25 protein-coding genes are annotated in these 25,945 nt (G+C 67.3%); 10 read left to right on the plus strand and 15 right to left on the minus strand.

The annotated features are described in order from the left end of the window. The first annotated feature begins 6 nt into the window (after positions 1-6). From ACXAGF_RS05890 to ACXAGF_RS05905, 4 genes are all read left to right on the plus strand, one after another. The gene (locus ACXAGF_RS05890; protein ID WP_475015214.1) at positions 7-1,671 is read left to right on the plus strand and encodes an electron transfer flavoprotein-ubiquinone oxidoreductase; all 1,665 of its coding nucleotides are present in this window, start codon (positions 7-9) and stop codon (positions 1,669-1,671) included. Positions 1,672-1,831: 160 nt separating this feature from the next. Continuing rightward, positions 1,832-2,449: a L,D-transpeptidase gene (locus tag ACXAGF_RS05895; RefSeq protein WP_475015215.1), complete on the plus strand. Its 618-nt coding sequence runs from the start codon at positions 1,832-1,834 to the stop codon at positions 2,447-2,449. Positions 2,450-2,756: 307 nt separating this feature from the next. Further along, positions 2,757-3,755, plus strand: a complete 999-nt coding sequence (locus ACXAGF_RS05900) for an ABC transporter substrate-binding protein (RefSeq protein ID WP_475015216.1) — start codon at positions 2,757-2,759, stop codon at positions 3,753-3,755. A 113-nt stretch (positions 3,756-3,868) separates the two neighbouring features. After that, positions 3,869-4,756 carry an ABC transporter permease gene (locus tag ACXAGF_RS05905; protein ID WP_475015218.1) on the plus strand — a complete coding sequence of 296 codons (888 nt, stop codon included), beginning with the start codon at positions 3,869-3,871 and terminating at the stop codon, positions 4,754-4,756. Positions 4,757-4,869: 113 nt separating this feature from the next. Here the strand turns inward: ACXAGF_RS05905 and ACXAGF_RS05910 are convergent, their stop codons facing one another. Then, positions 4,870-6,114 carry an MFS transporter gene (locus tag ACXAGF_RS05910; RefSeq protein WP_475015220.1) on the minus strand — a complete coding sequence of 415 codons (1,245 nt, stop codon included), beginning with the start codon at positions 6,112-6,114 and terminating at the stop codon, positions 4,870-4,872. Between the two features lie 313 nt (positions 6,115-6,427). Here ACXAGF_RS05910 and ACXAGF_RS05915 point away from each other — a divergent pair, with 313 nt between their 5' ends. Continuing rightward, positions 6,428-7,366 (plus strand): diacylglycerol/lipid kinase family protein, encoded by a 939-nt coding sequence (locus tag ACXAGF_RS05915; RefSeq protein WP_475015222.1) that lies wholly within the window; start codon positions 6,428-6,430, stop codon positions 7,364-7,366. Between the two features lie 9 nt (positions 7,367-7,375). Here the strand turns inward: ACXAGF_RS05915 and ACXAGF_RS05920 are convergent, their stop codons facing one another. After that, on the minus strand, positions 7,376-8,734 hold the full coding sequence (locus ACXAGF_RS05920) for a glutamine synthetase family protein (protein ID WP_475015224.1): 1,359 nt from the start codon (positions 8,732-8,734) through the stop codon (positions 7,376-7,378). Positions 8,735-8,931: 197 nt separating this feature from the next. Here ACXAGF_RS05920 and ACXAGF_RS05925 point away from each other — a divergent pair, with 197 nt between their 5' ends. Then, positions 8,932-10,302 (plus strand): aspartate aminotransferase family protein, encoded by a 1,371-nt coding sequence (locus ACXAGF_RS05925; protein WP_475015226.1) that lies wholly within the window; start codon positions 8,932-8,934, stop codon positions 10,300-10,302. A 76-nt stretch (positions 10,303-10,378) separates the two neighbouring features. Here the strand turns inward: ACXAGF_RS05925 and ACXAGF_RS05930 are convergent, their stop codons facing one another. Both ACXAGF_RS05930 and ACXAGF_RS05935 read right to left on the minus strand, forming a co-directional pair. Beyond that, complete coding sequence (locus tag ACXAGF_RS05930) at positions 10,379-11,899, minus strand: ArnT family glycosyltransferase (protein ID WP_475015228.1); 1,521 nt, start codon at positions 11,897-11,899, stop codon at positions 10,379-10,381. Between the two features lies 1 nt (position 11,900). Next, complete coding sequence (locus ACXAGF_RS05935) at positions 11,901-12,851, minus strand: glycosyltransferase family 2 protein (protein WP_475019221.1); 951 nt, start codon at positions 12,849-12,851, stop codon at positions 11,901-11,903. A 144-nt stretch (positions 12,852-12,995) separates the two neighbouring features. Here ACXAGF_RS05935 and ACXAGF_RS05940 point away from each other — a divergent pair, with 144 nt between their 5' ends. Continuing rightward, a complete protein-coding gene (locus tag ACXAGF_RS05940) occupies positions 12,996-13,964 on the plus strand; it encodes a lysylphosphatidylglycerol synthase domain-containing protein (RefSeq protein WP_475015230.1) in 969 nt (322 codons plus the stop codon). Positions 13,965-13,968: 4 nt separating this feature from the next. Here ACXAGF_RS05940 and ACXAGF_RS05945 read toward each other — a convergent pair whose 3' ends face one another. The 4 genes from ACXAGF_RS05945 to ACXAGF_RS05960 all read right to left on the minus strand — a co-directional run bounded on the left by ACXAGF_RS05945 (position 13,969) and on the right by ACXAGF_RS05960 (position 16,338). Then, positions 13,969-15,471: an AMP nucleosidase gene (locus ACXAGF_RS05945; RefSeq protein ID WP_475015232.1), complete on the minus strand. Its 1,503-nt coding sequence runs from the start codon at positions 15,469-15,471 to the stop codon at positions 13,969-13,971. A gap of 96 nt (positions 15,472-15,567) precedes the next feature. Then, a complete protein-coding gene (locus ACXAGF_RS05950) occupies positions 15,568-15,888 on the minus strand; it encodes a YnfA family protein (RefSeq protein ID WP_475015234.1) in 321 nt (106 codons plus the stop codon). A 74-nt stretch (positions 15,889-15,962) separates the two neighbouring features. Then, positions 15,963-16,142 carry a hypothetical protein gene (locus ACXAGF_RS05955; RefSeq protein WP_475015236.1) on the minus strand — a complete coding sequence of 60 codons (180 nt, stop codon included), beginning with the start codon at positions 16,140-16,142 and terminating at the stop codon, positions 15,963-15,965. A 28-nt stretch (positions 16,143-16,170) separates the two neighbouring features. Continuing rightward, the gene (locus ACXAGF_RS05960) at positions 16,171-16,338 is read right to left on the minus strand and encodes a hypothetical protein (RefSeq protein WP_475015238.1); all 168 of its coding nucleotides are present in this window, start codon (positions 16,336-16,338) and stop codon (positions 16,171-16,173) included. Between the two features lie 192 nt (positions 16,339-16,530). Between ACXAGF_RS05960 and ACXAGF_RS05965 the strand changes: the two genes are divergently transcribed. Beyond that, entirely contained in the window at positions 16,531-17,232 is a 702-nt protein-coding gene (locus ACXAGF_RS05965) for a glutathione S-transferase N-terminal domain-containing protein (protein WP_475015239.1), read from the plus strand. A 99-nt stretch (positions 17,233-17,331) separates the two neighbouring features. Here the strand turns inward: ACXAGF_RS05965 and ACXAGF_RS05970 are convergent, their stop codons facing one another. After that, entirely contained in the window at positions 17,332-17,673 is a 342-nt protein-coding gene (locus ACXAGF_RS05970) for a DUF2147 domain-containing protein (RefSeq protein WP_475015241.1), read from the minus strand. Between the two features lie 508 nt (positions 17,674-18,181). Here ACXAGF_RS05970 and ACXAGF_RS05975 point away from each other — a divergent pair. Next, positions 18,182-18,451: a sel1 repeat family protein gene (locus tag ACXAGF_RS05975; protein ID WP_475019222.1), complete on the plus strand. Its 270-nt coding sequence runs from the start codon at positions 18,182-18,184 to the stop codon at positions 18,449-18,451. An 84-nt stretch (positions 18,452-18,535) separates the two neighbouring features. On the opposite strand, the gene ACXAGF_RS05980 is transcribed toward ACXAGF_RS05975, so the two are convergent. The 3 genes from ACXAGF_RS05980 to ACXAGF_RS05990 form a co-directional block, all read right to left on the minus strand. Then, positions 18,536-19,657, minus strand: a complete 1,122-nt coding sequence (locus ACXAGF_RS05980) for a pyridoxal phosphate-dependent aminotransferase (protein ID WP_475015243.1) — start codon at positions 19,655-19,657, stop codon at positions 18,536-18,538. Between the two features lie 157 nt (positions 19,658-19,814). Further along, positions 19,815-20,243 (minus strand): PilZ domain-containing protein, encoded by a 429-nt coding sequence (locus ACXAGF_RS05985; RefSeq protein ID WP_475015244.1) that lies wholly within the window; start codon positions 20,241-20,243, stop codon positions 19,815-19,817. Positions 20,244-20,427: 184 nt separating this feature from the next. After that, entirely contained in the window at positions 20,428-21,606 is a 1,179-nt protein-coding gene (locus ACXAGF_RS05990) for an acyl-CoA dehydrogenase (protein WP_475019223.1), read from the minus strand. A 279-nt stretch (positions 21,607-21,885) separates the two neighbouring features. On the opposite strand from ACXAGF_RS05990, the gene ACXAGF_RS05995 reads away from it, so the two are divergent. Further along, positions 21,886-22,911: an extracellular catalytic domain type 1 short-chain-length polyhydroxyalkanoate depolymerase gene (locus ACXAGF_RS05995; protein ID WP_475015246.1), complete on the plus strand. Its 1,026-nt coding sequence runs from the start codon at positions 21,886-21,888 to the stop codon at positions 22,909-22,911. Positions 22,912-22,949: 38 nt separating this feature from the next. On the opposite strand, the gene ACXAGF_RS06000 is transcribed toward ACXAGF_RS05995, so the two are convergent. The 3 genes from ACXAGF_RS06000 to iolE all read right to left on the minus strand — a co-directional run bounded on the left by ACXAGF_RS06000 (position 22,950) and on the right by iolE (position 25,890). Further along, positions 22,950-24,023, minus strand: a complete 1,074-nt coding sequence (locus ACXAGF_RS06000) for a polysaccharide pyruvyl transferase family protein (RefSeq protein ID WP_475015248.1) — start codon at positions 24,021-24,023, stop codon at positions 22,950-22,952. Positions 24,024-24,144: 121 nt separating this feature from the next. Continuing rightward, the gene (iolB, locus tag ACXAGF_RS06005; RefSeq protein ID WP_475015250.1) at positions 24,145-24,942 is read right to left on the minus strand and encodes a 5-deoxy-glucuronate isomerase; all 798 of its coding nucleotides are present in this window, start codon (positions 24,940-24,942) and stop codon (positions 24,145-24,147) included. 30 nt (positions 24,943-24,972) lie between these two features. Then, entirely contained in the window at positions 24,973-25,890 is a 918-nt protein-coding gene (iolE, locus tag ACXAGF_RS06010) for a myo-inosose-2 dehydratase (RefSeq protein WP_475015252.1), read from the minus strand. Positions 25,891-25,945 lie beyond the last annotated feature (55 nt).

Here is a 25,945-nt window from a genome sequence, read left to right on the forward strand (position 1 = left end):
AACAACATGAGCGAGGCAATGGATCTCCCCGAACGCGAAAGCATGGAATTCGACGTCGTCATCGTCGGCGCCGGCCCGGCCGGGCTTGCCGCGGCGATCCGGCTGAAGCAGGTCAATCCGGAGCTGTCGGTGGTGGTTCTGGAGAAGGGGGCCGAGGTCGGCGCGCATATCCTGTCCGGCGCCGTTGTCGACCCGATCGGCATCGACCGGCTGCTGCCCGACTGGCGCGAGGACGCCGACCATCCGTTCAAGACCGAGGTGACCGACGATCACTTCCTCGTCCTTGGCCCGGCCGGTTCGCTGCGCCTGCCGAACGCCCTGATGCCGCCGCTGATGAACAACCACGGCAACTACATCGTCTCGCTCGGCAATGTCTGTCGGTGGCTGGCGACCAAGGCCGAGGAACTCGGCGTCGAGATCTATCCAGGTTTTGCCGCCAGCGAGGTGCTCTACAACGACGAGGGCGCGGTGATCGGCGTCGCTACCGGCGATATGGGCATCGGCCGCGACGGCGAGCCGGGGCCGAACTACACCCGCGGCATGGCGCTGCTCGGCAAGTACACGCTGATCGGCGAGGGCGTGCGCGGCTCGCTCGCCAAGCAGCTGATCGCCCGGTTCGGCCTGAGCGAGGGTCGCGAGCCGCAAAAGTTCGGCATCGGCCTGAAGGAGCTGTGGGAGGTCAAGCCGGAGAACCACAAGCCGGGCCTGGTCCAGCATTCCTTCGGCTGGCCGCTCGGCATGAAGACCGGCGGCGGCTCGTTCCTCTATCACCTGGAGGACAACCTCGTCGCCGTCGGCTTCGTCGTCCACCTGAACTACAAGAACCCGTGGCTGTACCCGTTCGAGGAGTTCCAGCGCTTCAAGACCCACCCGGCCATCCGCGGCACCTTCGAGGGCGGCAAGCGCCTGTCCTACGGTGCGCGCGCCATCACCGAGGGCGGCTGGCAGTCGGTGCCGAAGCTGTCCTTCCCCGGCGGCGCGCTGATCGGCTGCTCGGCCGGCTTCGTCAACGTGCCGCGCATCAAGGGCAGCCACAACGCGGTGCTGTCGGGCATCCTCGCCGCCGAGAAGCTGGCCGACGCGATCGCCGCCGGCCGCGCCCATGACGAGCCGCTCGAGATCGAGCGCGGTTGGCGCCAGAGCGCGATCGGCCAGGACCTGAAGAAGGTGCGCAACGTCAAGCCGCTGTGGTCGAAGTTCGGCACGGCGGTCGGCGTCGCGCTCGGCGGCCTCGACATGTGGACCAACACGCTGCTCGGCTTCTCCCTGTTCGGCACGCTCAAGCACGGCAAGACCGACGCGGCGAGCCTGGAGCCGGCGGACAAGCACCAGAAGATCGACTATCCCAAGCCCGATGGCGTGCTCACCTTCGACCGCCTGTCCTCGGTGTTCCTGTCGAACACCAACCACGAGGAGGACCAGCCGATCCACCTGCAGCTGAAGGACCCGGCGCTGCAGAAGGCCTCGGAGCTCGACGTCTTCGCCGGCCCGTCGACGCGCTACTGTCCGGCCGGCGTGTACGAGTGGGTGCAGAAGGACGGCCAGGACGTCTTCGTCATCAACGCCCAGAACTGCGTGCACTGCAAGACCTGCGACATCAAGGACCCCAACCAGAACATCAACTGGGTGCCCCCGCAGGGCGGCGAGGGGCCGGTCTATCCGAACATGTGACAAGGGACACGCGCCGCCGCCGCCGGGACTGCCTCGGCGCTGGCGGCCCGTGCCGGGTCGCGGCGATGCCAGCGCTGCGGCAGGGCGTGCGGCTTAACCCGCCATTAACCATGAGGTTCATAGGGTCGTCGGTGTCAATCGAATCTTAAGGACCCGCACGATGTCGCTTTCCCGCCGTGGCCTCCTGCTCGGCCTGACCGCTGTCCTGGCCGGCTGCACGACGAACTACCCCAATCACCGCGCCAACTACGCCGCGGTGCCGGACAACCGCTTCCCCCTGCCGGCAATGCCGCTCGATCGCATCAAGCCGGAGCTGCGCCGCCAGGAAGTGGCCTATGAAGGCAAGCAGCCGCCCGGCACGATCATCGTCGACACCCCGGCGCGCCGGCTCTATTACGTGCTCGGCGACGGCCGGGCCATGCGCTACGGCATCGGCGTCGGGCGCGAGGGCCTGGCGCTGGCGGGCAACGCCTATGTCGGCCGCAAGGCCGAATGGCCGAGCTGGACGCCGACGCCGAACATGATCCGCCGCGAGCCGGAAAAGAACCTGAAATACGCCGGCGGCGTCGAGGGCGGGCCGCACAATCCGCTCGGCGCCCGCGCGCTCTACCTCTATCGCGGCGGCAACGACACCATGTTCCGCATCCACGGTACCAACCAGCCCCAGACGATCGGCCATGCGGTGTCGAGCGGCTGCGTGCGCATGCTCAATCACGACGTCATCGATCTCTACAATCGCGTCAATGTTGGCGAGAGGGTCATCGTCCGGCAGGCGTAAGCCCTTGACGGGACGTGAAAAGTCAGACCAGTCGACGGCCGGACCGGCTCGCGCATGGCGCGTGAAGCCGTCCGTGCCGCAATCCTGTCTGCCGCCGAATTATTCGCCAATGGCGCAAGCGAGCTAATCTCGGACGCTTATTGAGCGTCATTCGACACCACTCCTGCAAAACTCGTGGCTGCGGAACGGGCGGTCTTTCTGAGGAGTCGGCCGCGCTGTATCCTACTCGGATCGCGATGCCGGTTGCGGCGGTGCAGTCGGGCATCTGGGGCGTTTGTGACACCGCCGAAAAAATGAGGGAACCGACATGAAACAACTGCTTGCAACCACCTGCCTTGCCTTCGGCCTGTTCGGCCTGGCGAGCGCGGCGTCTGCCGAGTGCGGCAACGTCACCATTGCCAGCATGAACTGGCAGAGCGCGGAAGTCCTGGCGGGCCTCGACAAGATCATTCTCTCGGAAGGCTATGGCTGCAACGCCGACGTGATCGTCGGCGACACGGTCCCGACCATCACCTCGATGATCGAGAAGGGCCAACCGGACCTCGCCCCCGAGGGCTGGGTCGACCTGCTGCCGGACGTCGTCAACCGCGGTCTCTCCGAAGGCAAGTTGATTGCCGCCGCCACCGCACTGTCCGACGCCGCCGTGCAGGGCTGGTGGATTCCCAAGTACATCGCCGACGCCAATCCCGACATCAAGACCATCGACGACGTGCTGAAGCATCCGGAACTGTTCCCGGATCCGGAGGACTCCAGCAAGGGCGCCATCCACAACGGCCCGCAGGGCTGGGGCGGCACGGTCGTGACGTCGCAGTTCTACAAGGCCTACGGCGGCGAAGGCGCCGGCTTCACCCTGGTCGACACCGGCTCGGCCGCCGGCCTCGACGGTTCGATCGCCAAGGCCTACGAGCGCGAGCAGGGCTGGGTTGGCTACTACTGGGCGCCGACGGCACTGCTCGGCAAGTACGAAATGGTCAAGCTTGAGCACGGCGTGCCGCTCGACACGGACGAGTGGAAGCGTTGCAACACGGTTGCGGACTGCCCCGACCCGAAGAAGAACGACTGGCCCAAGGACACGGTCCAGACGCTCGTCACCAAGAGCTTTGCCGACCGCGCCGGCCCGGAAGTGATGGACTACCTCAACAAGCGCTCCTGGGCCAACGCCACCGTCAACAAGCTGATGGCCTGGATGACGGAGAACCAGGCAAGCGGCGAGGACGGCGCCAAGTACTTCCTGAAGGAAAACGAGGACCTCTGGACCCCGTGGGTCTCCCCGGAAGCCGCCGAGAAGATCAAGGCGTCGCTCTGAGCCTGCTTGTCGTACCCGGCGCGTCACTGCGTGGCGCGCCGCAATACCCGCCGGCTTGCCGGCGGCTGCCGGCGTGCGGCCGGCGGAACAAGAACACGTGAAAGGGGATCGGCATGGACTGGCTCACCAAGTTTCCGCATATGAACGATGATTCGCTGCGCGAATTGAAGAAGGCGATCGACGAGGGCTTCCGCGCCTTCACCCGAGCCTATGGCGACATGATCGAGTCCTTCTTCGATCCGTTGCAGTTTTTCCTCATCCAGTCCGAGCGCCTGATGACGCAGACGCCGTGGCCGATCGTGCTGGCGGCGATCGCGCTGGTCGCCTGGATTGCCAGCCGCAACTGGAAGATCGTCGCCGGCTGCATCGTCACGCTGCTTCTGATCGGCTATCTCGACATGTGGGAAGACACGATGAAGACCATCTCGATGATCTTCGTCTGTACCGTCCTGTCGATCACGATCGGCATTCCGATCGGCATCGCCATGTCGCGCTCGGACCGGCTGCAGAACCTGATCAACCCGGTGCTCGACGTCATGCAGACCATGCCGAGCTTCGTCTACCTCATCCCGGTGGTGATGCTGCTCGGCATCGGCAAGGTGCCGGGGCTGATCGCCGTCGTCATCTACGCGATCCCGCCGATGATCCGGCTGACCAATCTCGGCATCCGGCTGGTGGACAAGGACGTGCTGGAGGCGGCCGACGCCTTCGGCTCGTCCAGCTGGCAGAAGCTGAAGAACGTGCAGATGCCGTTGGCGCTGCCGACCATCATGGCTGGCATCAACCAGACCATCATGATGGCGCTGGCGATGGTCGTCATCGCCTCGATGATCGGCGTGCAGGGGCTCGGCCAGCCGGTGCTGAAGGCGATTTCCAACCAGTACTTCACGCTCGGCATCTTCAACGGCATGGCCATCGTCGGCATCGCCATCATCTTCGACCGCGTCAGCCAGGCCTACGGCAAGCGGCTGCAGCGTCACCGCGAGATCGTGCACGGCTAGGATCGTTCCCGGCCGTCCGACCGAACAGGGCCCCGGCGAGACGTCTCGCCGGGGCCTTTCATTTGCCCGTTGCCACCGGTCGAACAGCCGGCCGCGGCGCGGGGCGCGGCCTGCTACTCAGCCGGGCAGGCTGCAGCCGGGGCCGGGGGAGCGTTTCGGTCGAGCGCCACGGAGATCGAGAAGACGACGAAGCCCATCGCGGCCATGATCGCGCCGACGAAGCCCATCGCGGCATAGCCGTGGCCGTGGCTGATGGCGAGGCCGCCGAGCAGCGCCCCGAGCGCGTTGGCGACGTTGAAGGCGGAGTGGTTGAGCGCGGCCGCGAGCGTCTGCGCGTCGCCGGCGACGTCCATCAGCCGCGTCTGCAGCGCCGGGCCGACGACGAAGCTGCAGCCGATCAGGAAGCAGCAGAGGAATAGAAGCGCCGGGATGTGGGCGGTCAGCGACAACGTCACGAGCACGAGGAAGTAGACGAACAGCGACCAGCCGATCGTGCGCATCAGTGACAGGTCGGCGAGCTTGGCGCCGAAGACGTTGCCGACGATCATGCCCGCCCCGAACACCGCCATGATCACCGGCACCATCGCCAGCGACAGGCCGGCGACCTCGGTGACGATCGGCGATATGTAGGTGAACACGGCGAACATGCCGCAGAAGCCGGTGGCCGCGATTCCGAGGGTCAGCCACACCTGCCGGCGCTTCAGCGCGCCCAGTTCCGTCAGTGCATCGATGCCGGATGCCTTGCGGTCGCGCGGCAGGAAGGCGGCGATCAGGATGACGGTGAGGAGGCCGGTGACGCCGACGGCGGCGAACATGTACTGCCAGTCGAGGACCTGGCCGAAGAAGGCGGCGAGCGGGGTGCCGATCAGCGTCGCCAGCGTCAGGCCGAGCATCACCCGGCCGACCGCCTGCGTGCGCCGGTTCGCCGGCACCATCGCGGCGGCGACGAGCGCTGCCACGCCGAAATAGGCGCCGTGCGGCAGTCCCGTCAGGAAGCGCATCAGGATGAAGCTCTCGAAGGTCGGGGACAGCGCGCTGGCGATGTTGCCGGCGGCAAACACGCTCATCAAAGCCAGCAGCAGGTCGCGCCGGCGGAACCGCGCGCCGATCACCGCCAGCACCGGCGCGCCGACGACGACGCCGAGGGCATAGGCGCTGATCACATAGCCGGCCTCGGCATTGGTGACGTGAAAGGTCGTCGCCACGTCCGGCAACAGGCCCATGATCGCGAACTCGCCGGTTCCGATGCCGAAGCTGCCGACGGCAAGGGCGAGGATCACCAGCGTCGTTGTGAGGGCGGAACTGGGGAGCTGTCCGGAGGAGGGGACGGCGACGTCGACGGCGCGCGGTTCTTGCACGGTGGTTTCCCTGTGAGGCCCTTGCACGGCGGACAGGGGACGCGCGCCGCTTGCCCCTCCTCCTGGGATGCGCGGCTAACGTCCGGCCAGCGGCCTTGCACGGGAAAGCAATAGGATGAGCCCGCGAATGCGGGGTCGCGACAAAAGTATCACTATTTGCGGGGAATCCCATCGTTTTTTTGCAGTGCCGCATCGTTGTGCCGCGCGAAAATGCCCGGTGTCACGCCGCCGCTGTTATTTCGCCGCTTTGCAACAATCTAATGGGCCAAAGCATTGAAGGGAGGGCAATGGCGCGAAGGTACGGAGAACGAGGATGCGGATCCAGGCGATATTCAACAGGGATGGCGGTACCTTCCGCACGACGGACATCGAGGCCTATGTCCGCCACGCCGAGGCGGTATTCGCCGCGGCCGGCCATCATCTCGATTGCGACGTCGTCGACGGCGCGGACGTCGAGATGGCGCTGCGCCGCTGCGCCGACCGCACCGACATCGACGCCATGCTCGCCGGTGGCGGCGACGGCACGATCTCTGCGGCGGCCGGCCTGGCCTGGGAGAGCGGCATCACGCTCGGCGTGGTACCCGCCGGCACGATGAACCTGTTTGCCCGTTCGCTTCGCATCCCGCTCAACATCTGGCGGGCGGCCGAGGCGCTGGCCGACGGCGTGGTCGCCGACGCCGATATCGGCAGCGCCAACGGGCGCGCCTTCGTTCACCAGTTCTCTGCGGGGATGCACGCCCGCATGGTGCGCCTGCGCAACGCCATGACCTTCCGCTCCCGCGCCGGGAAACTGCTGGCGAACGCCCGCGCCGCGGTCGGCGTCCTGCTGGACCCGCCGCGGTTCGATGTCGAATTCAACCTGGACGGTGTCCAGGCGCATCGGCTGGTGTCGGCGATCAATGTCTCGAACAACCGCTTCGGCAACGAGCCGCTCCTGTATGCCGACAGCGTGACCGGCGGCCACCTCGGCTTTTACGTCGCCGAGCCGCTGGAGGTGACGGGCGCGGCCAGGCTCGCCTTCGACATCGCGCGCGGGCGGCTCCGGGAGAACGGCGCCGTCACCGAGATGACCGGCAGTGCCGTCGACCTGCACTTCCCAAGGATCGACCGTGCCGTGAACTGCGTCATCGACGGCGAGCTGCTGCCGATGGAGCGTGACGTGTCGCTGCGCCTGCACGCCGGCGAACTGAAGGTGATGGTGCCGCGCGCGGCCAGTCAGGCGGCGTCGAGGCAACCGCAGGCCGCCGCCTGACGGGGCCGTCTAGATCCGCGGCAGGTAGGTCTGGTAGTCGAAATCCGACACCGTGCGCAGGTAGGTGATGGCTTCCTTGCGCTTGGTGTCGCCATAGAGCTTCCGGTAGCGCGGGCCGAACACGTCGGCGATGAAGGGCGAGGCGGAGAATTCGTCGACCGCCGTCAGGAAGTCGTGCGTCAGCCGCCCGGTGCCGACGGGGTCCTTGCCGGGCTCGGTGGCCGGTCCGGGATCGAGGTCTTCGTCCAGCCCGAGCAGGATGCCGCCGAGGATCGCCGTCAGCAACAGGTAGGGGTTGGCGTCGGCGCCGGCGACCCGGTGTTCGACGCGCGCGGCCGGGCCGTCCTTGTCGGGAATGCGGATCGCCGTGCCGCGATGACCGAAGCCCCAGTCGATGTCGACCGGCGCGAACGAGCCGGGCTGGAAGCGGCGATAGGAATTGGCAAAGGGGGCGAAGATCAGTTGCGCCTCGCGCATGGTCCTGAGCATGCCGGCGCAGATGGATTTCAGAGCCTTCGGCTCGCCGCCCTTGGCGTCGAGGATGTTGCGGCCCTCCTTGTCGACGACGCTGGCATGCACGTGCAGGCCGGAGCCGGCCTGGTCGGCATAGGGCTTGGCCATGCAGGTGGACTTCAGCCCGTGCCGGCGCGCGGCCTGCTCGGCCACCCGCTTCAGGTAGACGCAGTCGTCGGCCGCCGCCAGCGCGTCCGGCCGGTGCAGGAGGTTGATCTCGAACTGGCCATGGCCGAATTCCGCCGTGGTGGCGTCCGCCGGCAGCTCCATCGCGCGCGCCCAGCTGCGGACCGTCTGCAGGTAGTCGTCGAGCGCGTCGACCGCGCTCATGTCGTAGAGCTGGAAGCCGTTCGGCTGGTCGCGATACATCAGCCGTTCCGGCGGTCGCGGCCGGCCGGTGCTGCGCCAGTCGTCCTGCACCACGTAGAATTCCAGCTCGGTGGCGACGACCGGGGTCAGCCCGCGCGCCTCGAACCGCTTCAGCAGCGCTGCCAGGATCGCCCGCGGGCACATGAAGCTCGGCGTGCCGTCGAGTTCGTGCATCGTCGCAAGCACCTGCTTCGACCCGGCCGGCGCCCAGGGCATGCCGGCGAGCGAGCGGGGATCGGGGATGCACGTGCCGTCCGGGTCGCCGACGGACAGCGACAGCCCGGTGATGTCGTCGTTGTCGTCGCCCCAGATGTCGAGCGACTGGGTGGAGGAGGGCAGCCGCACGCTGCCGTCCCACACCTTCTTTTCGGCCTCGAGCGGGATCTGCTTGCCGCGCAGGTCGCCGTTCATGCCGACCAGCAGGATTTCGATACGGGGCGGGGCATTGGCAGGCGCGGTTCCGGCTGCCGGGATGTCGTTGGTCATGATCTGGCTTCGCTTCAGGCGGGTTGTTCCCCAAGGCATCCGGCAGGAAGCGATTCTCGCGCCGCTCTCTTGCCAAAACCCTGCCGGGTCGGCATTTTCCTAGCCCATTCTGATCCGCCGTTCAACAATCGCGGTATCTTTCGCCGGTTTTGAGGAGAACCGGCGGAAAACCCTCACAGCCCCAAGGAAGCCTCCCCATGACGACAAGGACTGCCGCCGTCTCCAATCTCGGTGCCCTCGATGCCGCCCATCACCTTCATCCCTTCTCGGACATGAAGAAGCTGAACGCGGCCGGCACCCGCATCATCGAGCGCGGGGAGGGCTGCTACATCTTTGACAACCACGGCAAGAGGTATCTCGACGGCTTTGCCGGCCTGTGGTGCGTCAACATCGGCTATGGCCGCAAGGAGATCGCCGACGCCGTCGTCCGGCAGATGAACGAACTGCCCTACTACAACACCTTCTTCGGCACCACGACGCCGCCGGCGGTGCTGCTGGCGCAGAAGATCACCGCCCATGCCGGTCCCAACATCAACCGGGTGTTCTTCACCGGTTCCGGCTCGGAGGCGAACGACACCTGGTTCCGCATGGCGCGCGTCTACTGGGCGGCCGTGGGGAAGCCGTCGAAGAAGGCGGTGATCGCGCGCCGCAACGGCTATCACGGCTCGACCGTCGCCGGCGCCTCGCTCGGTGGCATGAAGTGGATGCACGAGCAGGGCGATCTGCCGATCGCCGGCATCGTCCACATCGGCCAGCCCTACTGGTACGGCGAGGGCGGCGAGCTTTCGCCGGCCGAGTTCGGCCTGAAGATGGCGCGCGAGTTGGAGGAGAAGATCGACGAACTGGGCGAGGACAACGTCGCCGCCTTTGTCGCCGAGCCGATCCAGGGCGCGGGCGGCGTGATCGTGCCGCCGGAGACCTATTGGCCGGAGATCGCCCGCATCTGCAAGGCGCGGAACATCCTGCTCGTCAGCGACGAGGTCATCTGCGGCTTCGGCCGCACCGGCCACTGGTTCGGCCACCAGTATTTCGGCGTCGAACCTGACCTTGCGCCGATCGCCAAGGGCCTGTCCTCCGGCTACCTGCCGATCGGCGGCGTGATGGTCAGCGACCGCGTCGGCGAGGTGCTGGTCAACGAGGTCGGCGACTTCAACCACGGCTTCACCTATTCCGGCCATCCGGTCTGCGCCGCCGCCGCACTGGAGAACCTGCGCATCATCGAGGACGAGAAACTCGTGGAGCGCGTGCGGGACGACGTCGGCCCGTACCTCGCGGCCGGACTGAAATCGCTGGAAGACCACCCGATGGTGGGCCAGACCCAGTGCGTCGGCTTGATGGGCGCCGTCCAGCTGGCCGCGGACAAGGCCAGCCGCGCACGCTTCGAGGACAAGGAGAAAGCCGGTGTCGAGGTCCGCAACCACTGCCTCGGCAACGGTCTCGTCCTGCGCGCCACCGGCGACCGCATGCTCTATTCGCCGCCGCTCGTCATCACCCGCAGCGAAATCGACCAGATGATCGAAATCACCCGCAAGGGCCTGGATCACGCCTGGCAGGCAGTGAGAAGCTGACCGGACCGGCGCGCGCGAAACGAAGCGGGCCCGCTGCCGGACCGGTAGCGGGCCCTTTTCCTTTGTCCGGTGCCGGTCAGGGCGTGGCGCCGGGCGCTGCCGGATAGAGCCAGGCGTAGTCGAAGCGGTAGCTGTCGCCGCCGCGGCCATAGTGGAAGGGCAGCGCGACGGAGTCGACGGCGGGCATGGCCGTCTCGGCATTTTCGAGCACACGCACGGCATAGGAGAGCAGGCCGGCGGGAACCCCTTCGGCCGCGTCGTCCTCGAGCCGCCAGACAAGCAGCAGCGGCGACTGGCGGCTCCAGTCAAGCGTCGGCGCGAAGCCGGAATAGCTTTCCGCCAGCACCGGCACATCCGGGAACTGCAGGCGCAGGTTCCCGGCCAGATGGGTGTCCCGGTCGGTCAGGATCGCCGCCGGCCGGGCCGGTGCCGTCTGCGCGACGTGGCGGGCAAAGCCGGCATAGGGCACGTTGAGCTTCTGGTAGTCGCCGACAAGGCCGGCGGCGGCGACGCGGCCGAACAGGATCGCCGGCACCAGCAGCATGATTGCGAGCGGCACCGGCAGGAACCGCCCGAACGCGCGCCCGGTGTCGCCACCGGCGGCCTCGATCTTCAGGCAGAGATAGATCGGCAGCACCAGAAGCAGCGGCGTCAGCCAGCGGTCCTTGATATGCGCCGCCCCGGCAAACAGGATCAGCAGCGCCAGCGCCAGCACGAACACCAGCATCATCCGCTCGATCAGCATCGTCCAGCGGTTGCCCTGCGCCAGTGCCTTCCACAGCCGGCCGCGGAACACGGCGGCGAAGACGATGACGGTCAGCGCCGAGAAACCGAGGATCGCAAGCGCCAGCGAGGCGAAGCCGCCGGCGATCTGCGAGGCCAGCCCGGTGCCCTTCTCGGCGAGCTTGTCCATCGTTCCGTCCGTCGCCAGGCCGAGATGGTCGAACAGCCAGAGCGCGTGCGGCGCGACGATCACGGCGGCGGCCGTGGCCGTCAGCAGCAGCCGCCAGTCGAACAGCCGCTGCCGCCAGCCGCGGTCGAGCAGCACGGCGACGAACGCAGCCGCCGGCAGAAGCGCGAAGTTGTACTTGGCAATCAGGCCGATGCCGACGGCGATGCCGGTGGCAAGGTAGCTGGCGGCGCTCGGCGCGGCGAGGGTGCGGAAGAGCCCGCAGTAGAACAGCGCCGTGGCGAAGACGACGGCCACGGTGTGGGTGAGGTCGCGTTGCGCCTCGAAGGCCAGCTGCGGGATCGTCAGGAGCGCCAGCGTCGCGATGATCGCAAGGTCGCGGTCCCGCAGCACGGTGCGCGCGGCCAGACCGTAGGCGAGATAGGCGAGGAACAGCATCAGGTTCTTCAGCAGGCTGATGGCGAAGACGCTCGGTCCCGTCACCTTTATCAGCGTGTACTGCAGCCAGTTGTAGAACGGCGGCTGGGTGTCGTAGCCGGCCGCCAGCCATTGCGCCAAAAGGACCTGCTGCGCCTCGTCCCGCTCCAGCGAATCCGGCAGGGCGAGCCGCACCAGAAGGTTCAGGACGAAATAGCCTGCCAGCAGGACGAACACCGCGTTCGGCGAGGCGCGCAGGAACCGGGCCATCTCAATCGTGCCGGAAGGTCTGCCGGATAACGTAGTTCGGCGTGTCGTCGTCGCGGAAATAGGTCCGCGCGATCATCTCGGCGAGGATTCCGGTGGTGATCATCTGGACCGACGACAGGAACAGCATGATGCCGACGAGCAGCAGCGGCCGGGTGCCGATATCGTTGCCGAAGGCGAACTTGTCGATGAACAGGTAGGCGAGGATCAGCGCGCTGAGCGCGCCCGCGGCAAGGCCGATCGAGCCGAAGAAGTGGCCGGGGCGCGCCTTGTAGCGCATGAAGAACAGCACCGACAAGAGGTCGAGAATGACCCGGAAGGTGCGCGATATGCCGTATTTCGACGTCCCCAGCGTGCGCGGATGGTGTGTCACCACCATCTCGCCGATCCGCGAGCTCGGCACCACCCCCGCCACCCAGGCCGGGATGAAGCGGTGCATCTCGCCCATCAGCTTCACCTGCTTGATGATCGAGGCGCGATAGATCTTCAGGCTGCAACCGTAGTCGTGCAGGCGCACGCCGGTGATCCGGCCGATCAGCGCATTGGCGCACCAGGACGGGATCTTGCGCAGGAAAAGCCCGTCCTTGCGGTTCTTGCGCCAGCCGACCAGCAGGTCGAGTTCGCGCTCGTCGAGCGCCTTGGCCATGGCGCGGATGTCGGCCGGGTCGTTCTGCAGGTCGCCGTCCAGCGTGGCGATCAGCCGGCCGCTGGCGGCGTCGATCCCGGCCTGCATGGCGGCGGTCTGGCCGAAATTGCGCTGCAGTTCGATGATCACCAGCTTCAGGCCCGGCCGCTCCAGCAGGCCACGGGCGCGGGCGAGCGTGGCGTCGGTGCTGCCGTCGTCGACGAGGATCAGTTCCCACGGCTTGTCGAAGCCCTGCATCGCCGCGCAGACGCGGTCGATCAGCAGTTGCACGCTCTCTTCCTCATTGAAGACGGGGACGACCAGCGACATCTCGACCGCGGTCGGGGCCAGCGCGATCTCGGGCTTGGTGGGCGAATTCTCTTGCACTTACGTTTCTCCACTCCGGCGGAGTTCTTTCCGTCCGCGGTTCGTGTTACCACGCGCTCGCAGCCTTTCAGGGAAAATCAGCACTATATGACTTCAGCGCCGAATTCCAGCCGACGTCCGTGGCTATCCCGCCATGCCATGAGCCTGCTGACGATCGCCTGTCTTCTGGCCTATCTGGCCTTTGTCGAGTGGCAGTGGGGCTGGGCGCGGCTGCTGTCGCAATGGGACAGGGTGGGGGCGGGGACGACGCTGGCGGCGCTGCTGCTTTTGACCGCGACCCACCTCGTTCGCGCCCAGCGTATCCACGACTACTTTCCCGCCGAAACGGCGGGGCGGTTCCTCAAGCTGTTCCACCTGACCCAGGTGCACAACCTCCTCAACATCATGCTGCCTTTCCGGGCGGGCGAGACGAGTTTTCCGCTGCTGATGCGATCGCAGTTCGCCGTGCCGCTGGCGCGGGCCACGGCCGCCTTGCTGGTCATGCGCCTGCTCGACCTGCACGCGCTGTTGGCTGCCGCCGGCCTCGGCCTTGTGCCCGGTGCGGCGAACGGGGCGCTCGCCTGGCTCTTGTGGACCGCGTTCCTGGTCCTGCCCCTTGGCGCCTATGCCGCCAAGGGATCGATCTTCCGCCGGCTGCACGGCGCCCTGCCACAACGCCTGGAAAAGCTGCTGCGCGAGGTCGAGGCCGGGATTCCCGCGTCGCCCGCGGGCTTTGTCCGCGCCTGGGCCTTCACCGTGCTGAACTGGGGGGTGAAGGTAGTGGTGCTGGCCTGGGTCCTGGGCCTGCTCGGCGTCTCGCCCTTCGCCGCCACCTTCGGCGGCGCGCTCGGCGGCGAACTGTCCTCGGTACTGCCGGTGCATGCCCCCGGCGGCGTCGGCACCTATCCGGCCGGGATCGCAGCCGGCGCTGTCGCCTTCGGCGCGCCGGGAGGCGCGGCCGCGCTGCCGGCGCTCGGGGAGGCGGCCGTCAACGCGCATCTTCTGATCGTCGCGAGCGCCTGCGCCGGCACGGCGCTGTCGATCGTGCTCTCCTGGCTGCCGGCCAGGGCGTCGTGACGGCCTACTGGAAGGCCGTCTCGAAGAAGCTTCTCAATTTGCGCGAATGCAGCTTCTCGGTCGGCATGCCGGCGAGCTTTTCCAGCGCCCGGATGCCGATGCGCAGGTGCTGGTTGACCTGCGTGCGATAGAACGCCGTCGCCATGCCCGGCAGCTTCAGTTCGCCGTGCAGCGGCTTGTCGGAGACGCACAGCAGCGTGCCGTAGGGCACGCGGAAGCGGAAGCCGTTGGCCGCGATCGTCGCCGATTCCATGTCGAGCGCGATCGCACGCGACTGCGACAGCCGCTTCACCGGACCGCGCTGGTCGCGCAGTTCCCAGTTGCGGTTGTCGATCGTCGCCACGGTGCCGGTGCGCATGATCCGCTTCAGGTCGTAGCCCTCGAGCCCGGTCACCTCCGCCACCGCGCCTTCGAGCGCCAGCTGGATTTCCGCGAGCGCCGGAATCGGCACCCAGACCGGCAGGTCGTCGTCGAGCACGTGGTCCTCGCGCACATAGGCATGCGCCAGCACGTAGTCGCCGAGCGTCTGGCTGTTGCGCAGCCCGGCGCAGTGGCCGAGCATCAGCCAGGCGTGCGGGCGCAGGACGGCGATGTGGTCGGTGATGGTCTTGGCGTTGGAGGGGCCGACGCCGATGTTGACGAGCGTGATGCCGCCGTGGCCCTTGCGCTTGAGGTGGTAGGCCGGCATCTGCGGCAGCCGCGCCAGCGTCAGGTCGGTGTCGGGCTTGTCGTTGCCGGCCTGGGTGGTGACGTTGCCGGGCTCGACGAAGGCGGTGTAGCCGTTGCCGCCCTCGGCCATCTGCAGCCGGGCCCAGGCGCAGAACTCGTCGACGTAGAACTGGTAGTTCGTGAACAGCACGAAGTTCTGGAAGTGGTTGGCGCTTGTCGCCGTGTAGTGGCTGAGGCGGGCGAGCGAGTAGTCGATGCGCTGGGCGGTGAAGGCCGCCAGCGGCGACGGCTCGCCGGGACCCGGCTCGTAGGAGCCATTGGCGATCTCGTCGTCGGTGTTGGTCAGGTCGGGCGCGTCGAACAGGTCGCGCAGCGGCACGGTGATGCTCTCGGCGATCTCCGCCTCCACATAGGCGCCCTCGCCGAAGGCGAAATGCAGCGGGATCGGCGTCCTGGATTCGGACACCCTCACCGTGACGCCGTGGTTGCGCATCAGGTGCCCGAGCTGTTCCTTGAGGTAGTGCCGGAACAGCTTCGGCCGGGTCACGGTCGTCGAGTAGACCCCCGGCGAGGCGACGTAGCCGTAGGACAGGCGCGAATCGACGTGGCCGAAGCTGGTCGTCTCGACGCTGACCTCGGGATAGCAGGCGCGATAGCGGCGCTCCGCCGCGCCGACCCTGGCCAGCCCGGCAAAGGCGTCGGTGAGAAAGCGGGTGTTGCGCTCATAAAGTTGCTGGAGGCAGTCGACGGCCTGCACCGGGTCGTCGAAGGACCGGGGCTCGAAGGGCTCCGGCGTGGCGAAGGGAAGGGCGGTTCGGGACAAGATCGGTTCGCTCATGAATCACTATAGTTTCCGGGATTTTCGCACGCAAACGACAAGATGCAACGCCCTGCCGCCGGCGATGCGGGCCGTTCGTCGCGATTTGCGCAGGAATCAACGCGGACCGGCGAGGATGACCACCGCGCCGGCGACCGCGATCGCGGTGCCGGCAAGGTCCCACCGGTCGGGCGACACGCCTTCTGCGAGCCAGAGCCACAGCAGCGAGGCGGCGATGTAGATCCCGCCATAGGCGGCATAGGCACGCCCCGCCGCGCCGCTGTCGACGAAGGTCAGCAGCCAGGCGAAGGCGGCGAGCGACGCCATGCCGGGGAGCAGCCACAGCGCCGAGCGTTCCAGCCGCAACCAGGCCCAGAAGGAGAAGCAGCCGGCGATTTCCGCGATCGCCGCGGCACAATAGATCAGGATGGATGGCATGCGGCCCCCGACAGGTGTGCGCAAGCCTTAGCGCACCGTCGCGGGAAAAGGAAACGCATTGCGCGGGCAGCGCGTCAGCTCATCGCCTGGCGCTGCAGCGTGACGAACAGCACCAGGCCCGCTCCCTGCTTGCCGATGCCGAGGCTGCCGTCGCTGGCGGCAACGGACAGGGCGGCGAGCGGAGCGACCATCAGCGCGGTCAGGACGGCGATGCGAAGGCTGACGGCGATGCTCGTGAGAAGCGCGGTCAACATGATGTCCGTCCTTTCCAGATCTGGTGCGTCAGAGCGCAGGGGGGCAGATGGAGGGGATGGCGCAGGCGCTGGCCGTGCCGTAGCGCTGCTTCTGCTCGTGCCGGCGCGCATCGCTCTCGACCGCAGCCGCGACCGAGATGGCGAACACGGTCATGAGCAGCGAGATGATTGTCAGCCGGCGGGCCAGAATTTCCATGATTTCGTCCCCTGAGTGTCGTTTGTGACGCTTTCTCGCATGAGGCGACTGAACGCGTGCTGAGGGGGCGGTTCATCTGGCGTTCAGGAATCGGGCACCGGCGGCGCCGCACGCATGGCGTGGTTGATCGCCGCTCGCCTTGAACCGGCGGGCGGTCGTCGCTAAGTCAGCCGGACAGCGAAGGAGCAATGCATGACCACACCGATCGAACTCTACTATTGGCCGACGCCGAACGGGCACAAGATCACGATCATGCTGGAGGAACTCGGCGTTCCCTACGAGGTGAAATACATCAACATCGGCAAGGGCGAGCAGTTCGCGCCCGATTTCCTGAAGATTGCCCCGAACAATCGCATGCCGGCCATCATCGACCCCGACGGGCCGGGCGGAGAACCGATTTCGGTGTTCGAGTCCGGCGCCATCCTGCAGTATCTCGGCCGCAAGTACGGCCGCTTCTACCCGGCCGACGAGCGTGCCCGCGTGCAGGTCGAGGAATGGCTGTTCTGGCAGATGGGCGGGCTCGGGCCGATGGCCGGCCAGGCCCATCACTTCCGGCTGTACGCCCCGGAGAAGATCGAGTACGGCATCAACCGCTATACCAACGAGGTCAACCGGCTCTACGGCGTGATGGACCGTCGGCTGGCGGACCGCGACTACCTCGCCGGCGACTATTCGATCGCCGACATGGCCAGCATCGGCTGGGTGCGGCCCTACGAGAACCAGGGCCAGACGCTGGAGGATTTCCCCAACCTGAAGCGCTGGTTCGATGCCGTTCTCGCCCGGCCTGCGGTCCAGCGCGGCATCGAGGTCGGCCGCGAGGAGCGCGAGCGCCAGAAGAGCTTCGCCGAGGACAAGGAAGCCCAGGCGGTCCTGTTCAACCAGCGCGCCCGTTGAGCCGCCCCTGAACGCAGGAGCCGGCCGGTCCCGGTGGGGACCGGCCGGCTCTCGTCGCGCGGTGCCCCGCGCCTCGTTCGCGCGGCACCGCCGAACGGGTCAGAGCCGCGACCAGCTCTGCGACTTGCAGAAGACCTTCAGCACACAGCCCTTCATCTGCAGCGAGTTGCCGTTGACCGAGCCGGAGCCGCTATAGGTCTTGTCGTCGGCCGGATCGGTGATCGAGCCGCTGTATTCGCCACCGGCGCCCGACAGCTCGCCGATCCGCTTGCCGGCGAACTTGCCGGTTTTCAGAGTGATGCAGAAGCCGCCGCCGCATTTGGCGATCGCCGCGGTCTCGCCGCTTGCGGTCTTCCAGTCGCCTTCGATCGGCTCGGCGGCCAGGGCCGCGCCAGAGAGCCCGAGCCCGAGGGCCGCGCCCAGAATGGCCATGCGCATCATGTCTCTTCCTCCTGTTTTCCGGGCCGGCCGCCGCCTTGGCCGCGGCCCGTGCGCCTCCTCCGACGCCGGCGCAGGCTATATGACGCACACGTAAGGGTAAATCGCCTTTCGCCGCGGCCCTGCGGTTTTTCCGCCGTCTTCGGTCGTTTCGGCAAGCGGATTGCGTGCCCGCCCCATCCGGCGATCGGTTTCGTGGTTAGCGATTGGTTGAAATCGGAAGTTGAAAATTCCGTAAAATTTGAAGCGGATCGACGCTGTTCCAGCCTGTGCGATGCTTAACGAAAACCCAAGTTTACCAAGTGTTTGAACTTTGTTTGTCGCAAATTAAGCATGCATTTTAAGTACCCGTTGAAAGCGTGCCGGCATAGTGGGGCCATAAGACGAGCACGGGGAAAAACCGGCCGCAAAGGTCTTCGAAGACCGAATGCCGCAGAAGACGGCACGGCTTCGAAAGGCCCGCAAGACAGGGCGAATGCACAAGAAGACGAACAAGACAGGGACAATGACAATGGCACGCTTCGAAATGCGAAACACCGAAATGGCCGCCATGATGGGCGGCGAGACCCGCGCCGACACGTTCTGCGAAATGGGTCTCATGTATGCGACCGGGCGCGGATGCGCCGTCGATCTGGTCGCCGCTCACAAATGGCTCAACATCGCCGCCATCAAGGGGTGTGATCGGGCCGCCGAGCTGCGCGCCGATCTCGCCGCGACCATGACCAAGGGCGACCTGGCGCTGGCATTGCGCGCCGCCCGCGACTGGATGACGACGCATTGACCGAGGGGCGGGCCACCGGTAGGCGGTAGGAGCGAAAAAACTTAGACCTTGCAGGGGTCTCGCTGTCCAACGACGCCCTGCTGCCTACCGGCTGCTGCCAAGCGCCCTCAATACCTTCGGTAGCGCCTCGTCGAACAGCGCCAGCTCGGCCTCGGGGCCGACGCTGACGCGGATGCAGCGGTTCAGCGGCTCGACGCCCGGCATGCGCACGAACACGCCGTGCTCCATCAGCCCGTCGACGACGGCGCGGGCATGGCTGCCGTCGCGGCCGCAGTCGATCGCGACGAAATTGGTGGCCGAGGGCAGGGGCTTGAGGCCGTTGCCGGTCGCGGTCGCGGCGATCGTCTCGCGCGCGGTGGCGATGCGGCCGAGGACGTCGCGCAAGTAGCCCCGGTCCTCCAGCGCCGCCAGCGCTGCCGCCGTCGAGATTCGCGGCATGCCGAAATGGTTGCGGATCTTGTCGAACGCCTGCGCATTGCCAAGCGTGCCGATCGCATAGCCGACACGCGCGCCGGCAAGGCCGTAGGCCTTGGAGAAGGTCCGCATCCGCAACACGTTGTGCTGGCCGATCAGCGCCTCGACCGCCGGCGTCGACCCGGCCGGCGCCGTCTCGCAATAGGCCTCGTCGAGAACGAGCAGGCTGCGGTCGGGCAGCGCCCGGGCGAAGGCCACGACGCTGCCGGCGTCCCACCAGCTGCCCATCGGATTGTCGGGATTGGCGAGGTAGACAAGCGGGGCGTCCTCGCGCCGTGCCGCGGCAAGCAGGCCGTCGAGATCCTCCCGGTCGTCGGCGTAGGGCACCGTGACGAGACGTCCGCCATAGCCGTTGACGTGATAATTGAAGGTCGGGTAGCCGCCGAACGAGGTCACCACCGGCGTGCCGGGCTCGACGACGAGCCGCACGACCTCGCCGAGCAGGCCGTCGATGCCGTTGCCGATGGCGATGTTGTCGCGAGAGACGCCGTGGTGCAGGGCCAGCGCCTCGCGCAACTCGAAATTCTCCGGATCGTTGTACATCCAGGTCTCGCCGGCCGCGCGCCGGATCGCTTCCAGCACCGACGGCGCGGGGCCGAAGCCGCTCTCGTTGGCGCCGATGCGCGCCCTGATCTTCACCCCGCGCTGGCGTTCGATCGCCTCCGGCCCGACGAAGGGCACGGTGGACGGCAGGGCGTTGACGGTGGGGGTGAAGCGGGAAAAGCCGGACATGGTGTGCGAATACCTTTGTTGGACACGAGAGGCGGCGGTGCCGCCGTGAGCCGGCCAGACTAGAGCATCCTGCGCGTGTTTGAAAATAGGCCCGGCCCGGCTAGGGCCGGCAGGTGTCCCGTTCGACGTGCGGGAGGCTTTCGGCCTGCCGCAGGGGTCAGTTGCCCTGGAAGTCGAAGCGCGGCCGTTCCACACCCTTCAGGTAGGGCGCCGGCGCCTCCTTCTTCCGGGGAGCGACGCCGCCGGTGAAGTAGTCGGCGCGGACGATCTCGTGCAGGAGCTCCTCGTCGATCTCCTTGATGAACTGCACGCCGACGCGGTGCTCGCTGCGATAGACCTCGGCGCAGCCGATCCTGGCCACGATCCCGACGATCGACAGATAGTAATGCTGGCCGAGCCCGATCGTGGTGTTGACCGAAAAGCTGGCGCCGCCCTGGGAGATGTCGATCAGCTGGCAGCTCCGCGACTTAGGCGCGGCGAGGTCGAGCCCCACCGAGACCAGCATGCCCTGGCGGCTGACCCGGAACCGCTCCCACTTGCGCTCGTAGAGACCGCCGCTCTGTCGCTTGTCGACCAGCTCCACCATGTCCACTCCCGGAAACGGGCACCACGACCCGATGACAATCGGGAGCCAGTGTCGCAGCGAGAGGTTGGGAATGGTTGAACGTGACGTGTAAAATTTTACGTATTGCAATTTTGACGCGTTGTCCGGGGCGGGGCGGCGTGCACCGACTGGCGCCGCCGCCCCGTGCCCGGTGGTCCGGACGGCCCTACTGGAACGCCTGCAGGCCGGTCTGCGCGCGCCCGAGGATCAGCGCATGCACGTCGTGCGTGCCCTCATAGGTGTTGACGGCCTCGAGGTTCATGACGTGGCGGATGACGCCGTATTCGTCGGAAACGCCGTTGCCGCCGTGCATGTCGCGGGCGACCCGGGCGATGTCGAGCGCCTTGCCGCAGTTGTTGCGCTTCATCAGCGAGATCAGCTCGGCGGAGGCGCGGTGCTCGTCGAACAGCCGGCCGAGCCGCAGCGCGCCCTGCAGCCCGAGCGAGATTTCCGTCTGCATGTCGGCGAGCTTCTTCTGGATCAGTTGCGTCTGCGCCAGCGGCCTGCCGAACTGCTTGCGGTCCAGCGTGTACTGGCGCGCCGCATGCCAGCAGAACTCGGCCGCGCCCATGGCGCCCCAGGCGATGCCGTAGCGGGCGCGGTTGAGGCAGCCGAACGGCCCGGCGAGGCCGGAGACCTCAGGCAGCAGGTTCTCTTCCGGCACGAATACGTCCTGCATCATGATCATGCCGGTGATCGAGGCGCGCAGCGAGAACTTGCCCTCGATCTTCGGCGTCTCGAAGCCCTTCATGCCGCGTTCGAGGATGAAGCCCTTGATCTTGCCGTCATGCGCCTCGGACTTGGCCCAGACGATGGCGATGTCGGCGATCGGCGAGTTGGTGATCCAGTTCTTGGCGCCGGAAAGCAGATAGCCACCATCGGTCTTCTTCGCTCGCGTCACCATCGAGGAAGGGTCCGAGCCGTGGTCAGGTTCGGTCAGGCCGAAGCAGCCGACCCATTCGCCCGAGGCGAGCCTCGGCAGATAGCGCTTGCGCTGTTCGTCGGTGCCATAGGCAAAGATCGGATGCATGACGAGCGAGGACTGCACCGACATGGCCGAGCGATAGCCGGAATCGACGCGCTCGACCTCGCGGGCGACCAGGCCGTAGGAGACGTAGTTGGCGCCGACGCCGCCGAAATCCTCCGGGATGGTCGGGCCAAGCAGGCCGAGCGCGCCCATCTCGGTCATGATCTCGCGGTGGAAGATCTCGTGGCGGTTGGCCTCGAGCACGCGCGAGGCGAGCTTGTCCTGACAGTAGGCGCGGGCGGCGTCGCGGATCATCCGCTCCTCGTCGGTGAGCTGGTCCTCGAGCAGGAAGGGATCCTCCCAGTCGAAGGCGGCCATCTTCGCGCGCGCCTGTTCCGGGGTTGCTTGGTGATGTGCGCTCATCGCGGGGTCCTCTGCCGTCGTGTCGTTGCAAGAGTGCTACATCAGGACGGCGATTGCCGAAAGGCCCGGAACGAATCGACCTCGCTTGCGCTTTGTGTAATTCCGCATGGCTTGATGCGCCGGCAGAATGAGAGTGCGAAAACGGGGCCGAATCGTTCTTTTTCCGGCGCCAGCCATGATTATGTCCCCTGTGGCTGTCACGAGGGAAATTGGCAAACGACAGGAGATGCGCGGATGCGGGATCGCTTCAGACGATCGATGGGCGGGCTGTTTTTCAGCCCCGAGCGCTTCGGCGAACTGTTCCGGCCGTTCCTGCGGGAGTTCGAGCCGGGGATCCGCCACAGGCGGCGTGGCGGCGCCGACGGGCCGGTCCTGACCGAAACCAGGGGGTTCGGCACCAATCCGGGCAATCTGCGCATGCTGGAATATGTTCCCGGCCGCCTGAAGCCGGGCGCGCCGCTGGTCGTCGTGCTGCACGGCTGCCGGCAGACCGCGGCCAGCTACGACCGGGCGGCCGGCTGGGCCGCCCTTGCCCGCGAATGCGGCTTTGCCGTGCTCTATCCCGAGCAGAAGGACAGCAACAATCCGCGCCGTTGCTTCAACTGGTTTCGTCCCAGCGAGGTGACGCGCGATCGCGGCGAACTCGCCTCGATCCGCCAGATGATCGACCATATCGCCGCCCGCACCGGCGCGAACCGCGGCCGCACCTACATTACCGGCCTGTCCGCCGGCGGCGCCATGACGGCGGCCATGCTCGCCGGCTACCCGGAGGTGTTCGCCGGCGGCGCGATTATCGCCGGCCTGCCGTTCGGGGCCGCCCGCGACGCCCGCCGGGCGCTCGCGGCGATGGAACAGGCGCCGCAGCGCTCGCCCGCGCAGTGGGGCGACCTCGTGCGCGCCGCCGCGCCGCAGGTTGCGGCCCGGCCGCCCGTTTCGGTCTGGCACGGCACGTCGGACGAGACCGTATCGATCTCCAACGCCGAGGCGCTTGTCGATCAATGGCTCGACGTCCACGGGCTCGAGCCGGCCGGATTCGCCGAGGCACGCAGCCGGGGACGCAAGACGCAGCGCTGGCGCGATGCGGACGGCCGTGTCCGGGTGACGTTCCACCGTCTGGCCGGGGTCGGCCACGGCACGCCGGTGACGCGGGGCAGGGGCGGCGGCTATGCCCGCGAGCTGCAGCCGTTCATGCTGGAGGCGGGCTTCTCGTCGACGCTGGAGATCGCGAAAGGCTGGGGACTGCTGTCGCGCCGCAGCTGAAAGGCCGGTCGCGCCCGGCCTCGTTCTCGATGCTGGCGCTATGCCAGGGAGGCGATGTCGTCGAACATCGCCTGCGCCTCCCGCCGTGCCCGAGCGATATAGGCTGCGACGGCCGTTCTGTCGGCCTCGGTCCAGCGGCTGGGAAGGTCAAAGGCCGCTATCGGATCGTCGGTCAGGAAACGCGCCACACCGGCGTCGGTAAGCATGCCGCGCATCTTGGAGGTGTTCGACGACATTGCGGCAAAGGGTGTGTCCGACAGCATCGCCATGCACACGGCGTGGAAGCGCCCGCCGACGAGGCCGTTGGACGTCGCGATCCGGTTCAGGATCTGCGTGGCGCTAAGCGGGGCGCTCAACGCGTCAAGCATCCGCATGCGCCGCGTCAACTGCGGCTTGAACAGCGACTTGCGGAACGCGCGGAAGGCGCTGACCGGCTTTCGGTGTGCCGGAGCCGGCGGCACGGGCACTTCGCCGGTGTTCATGAACACGACTTCCGGCGCGAGTGCCGCGTCCATGAAGGGGTTGTGCGGCTCCGACGTGTCGAGATGCAGGAACGAGACGTTCTGACGCCGCAGCGCTTCCTCGAGGGCCGGCCCGCCGACCGACCGGTTGGCATTGTCGGTGACGGCAAGGCCGGCGCCGCGCGGTCTGGCGCGGAAGGGCGCCATGACATCGCTGGACAGGGTGAGGTCCGGCACGACCGCGACCGGCAGGCCCGCGGCCTGCGCCGCCCGGGCGCTGCTCGTTTCCCGCACATACACCCGGTCAAAGGCCGCGCAGGCGGCGGCGATCTCGCCGTCGTTGCGCTCGTAGACGCTGTTGACGAGCGCGCTCGGCACGCCGGCGTCGCGGCAGAACGGTCCGACCGCGGCGAGCGCCATGGCCTGCCGGGTGCTGTCGTGCAGCGTGCCCTCGCCATTGACGATCACGAGATCGGCCGCGCGCATCCGCTCCATCAGGCGCGGGTGTTCGCGCCAGTCGGCATGCACCGAGGAGGTGGCCGTGATCCGGATGCCGGACGCAGCCGCCAGCCGGGCGATCTGGCCGACGACGACGCGGCAGCCGAGATGCGCCTTCGTCGAGGTGTCATTGATCAGAACCGCAGTCTTCAAGAAATCCATCCCCCGCCGCCATCCGCGCTTGCTGGCGCGTGCATACAGCACAAGCACGGCCACGGTCGAGCGCATTCGGGGAATTGACGGCGGCCGCGCCGACCGCCGCCGTCCTGGCCGGCTACTGCGCCAGCAGCCACTCGTGCTCGGGAGCGTTGTGGAACTTCCATACCCGCTTCGGGCCGGCCATGACGTTCAGGTAGTAGAGATCGTAGCCGTGGCAGGCGGCGCAGGGATGGTAGCCCTTCGGCACCAGCGTCACGTCGCCGTCCTCCACCGCCATCGCTTCGTCGAGCGAGCGGTCGTCGGTATAGACGCGCTGGAAGGCGAACCCCTGCGGCGGGTTGAGGCGATGGTAGTAGGTCTCTTCCAGCAGGCTCTCGTTCGGCAGGTCGTCGCGGTCGTGCTTGTGCGGCGGATAGGAGGAGGTATGGCCCTCCGGCGTGATCACCTCGACCACCAGCAGCGAATGCGCCGAACCGTCGTCCTCCGGCATGATGTTGGTCACGTGGCGGACGTTGCTGCCCTTGCCGCGCACGATCTGCGGGTGGGCGCCGGGCGGGATCGCCTTCGCCTTGTGCCCGCCGCCGCCCGGTGCCGAGCAGACGGCCAGTTCCAGCTCCGTCTCCGCCGTGACCGACCAGTTCGAGCCGGCCGGCACGTAGAGCGCGTGCGGCGGACCCTCGAACACGCTCATCCGTTCGCCGAGCACGCCGAAGCTCTCGCCGTCGGCGGACGCCGATCCCTTGCCGGTGACGAAGACGAGGCAGACCTCGCGGCTTCCCGTCTCCGCCGAGACGATCTCGCCCGGCTTCATCCGGTGCAGGTCGAAGCCGACATAGGTCCAGCCGGCGTTCTCCGGTGTCACATGCGTCACTCGACCATGGGTGCCATTGGCTTTGACCAGCAGTTTCGACATGCGCTCGTTCCTTTCGTCCGTCTGCGACGCTTACCCTTTCGGGAAGCCCTCTGTCTCCACGGTGTAGCCCGCGGCGGTCATGACGCGCATCAGCTCCGCATGGCCGATCTCGGCCATCTTCTGCGGCGGCGCCTTGCGCGGATCCTGCTCGGCCTCGACCACGAACCATCCCTCGTAGCCGTGGTTCGCCAGTCGCTGGACGATGGCGCCGAAATCGAGCGAGCCGTCGCCCGGCACGGTGAAGGCGCCGAGCGCCACCGCGTCGAGGAAGGACTGCCGGGTGCGGTCCAGCCCGTCGACCACGGCCTTGCGGATGTCCTTGACGTGGACGTGGTTGATGCGGGCGTGGTGGTTGTCGATGGCGCGCAGGACGTCGCCGCCGGCGAAGGCGAGATGGCCGGCATCGAGCAGCAGCGGGATGCCTTCGCCGGAAGCCCGCATGAAGGCGTCGAGCTCGGGCTCGGTTTCCACCACCGCCGCCATGTGGTGGTGGTAGGAGAGCGGCATGCCCTGCTCGGCGCACCATTCGCCGAAGGCGCTGAGGCGGCGCCCGTACGCCTTCATCTCATCGTCCGAAAGGCGCGGTTTGGTGGAAAGCGGCCTCAAGCGGTCGCCCTGGATCGAGCGGCCGACTTCGCCGTAGACGATGCAGGGGGCGCCGACGGCCTTGAACAGCTCGATCATCGGGGCGATGCGGTCCTTGTTGGCGGCGAGCTCCTCGTCGACCAGCGTGCCGGAAAACCAGCCGCCGCACAGCGTCACGTCGGCGGCGCGCAGGATCGGCAGCATTTCGTCGGGATTGCTCGGGAAGCGGCGGCCCTGTTCCATGCCGGTGAAGCCGGCGCTGCGCGACTGGCGCAGGCACTCCTCAAGCGACACGTCGTCGCTGAGTTCGGGAAGATCGTCGTTCCACCAGGCGATGGGCGACATGCCAAGTTTGGCCTTCATCGATAGTCTCCTTGGGGCGGAACGCCGGGTGGCGTTCCGGAAAAATGCCGCGAGG

The organism is Mycoplana sp. ABR4_002, from assembly GCF_056159645.1.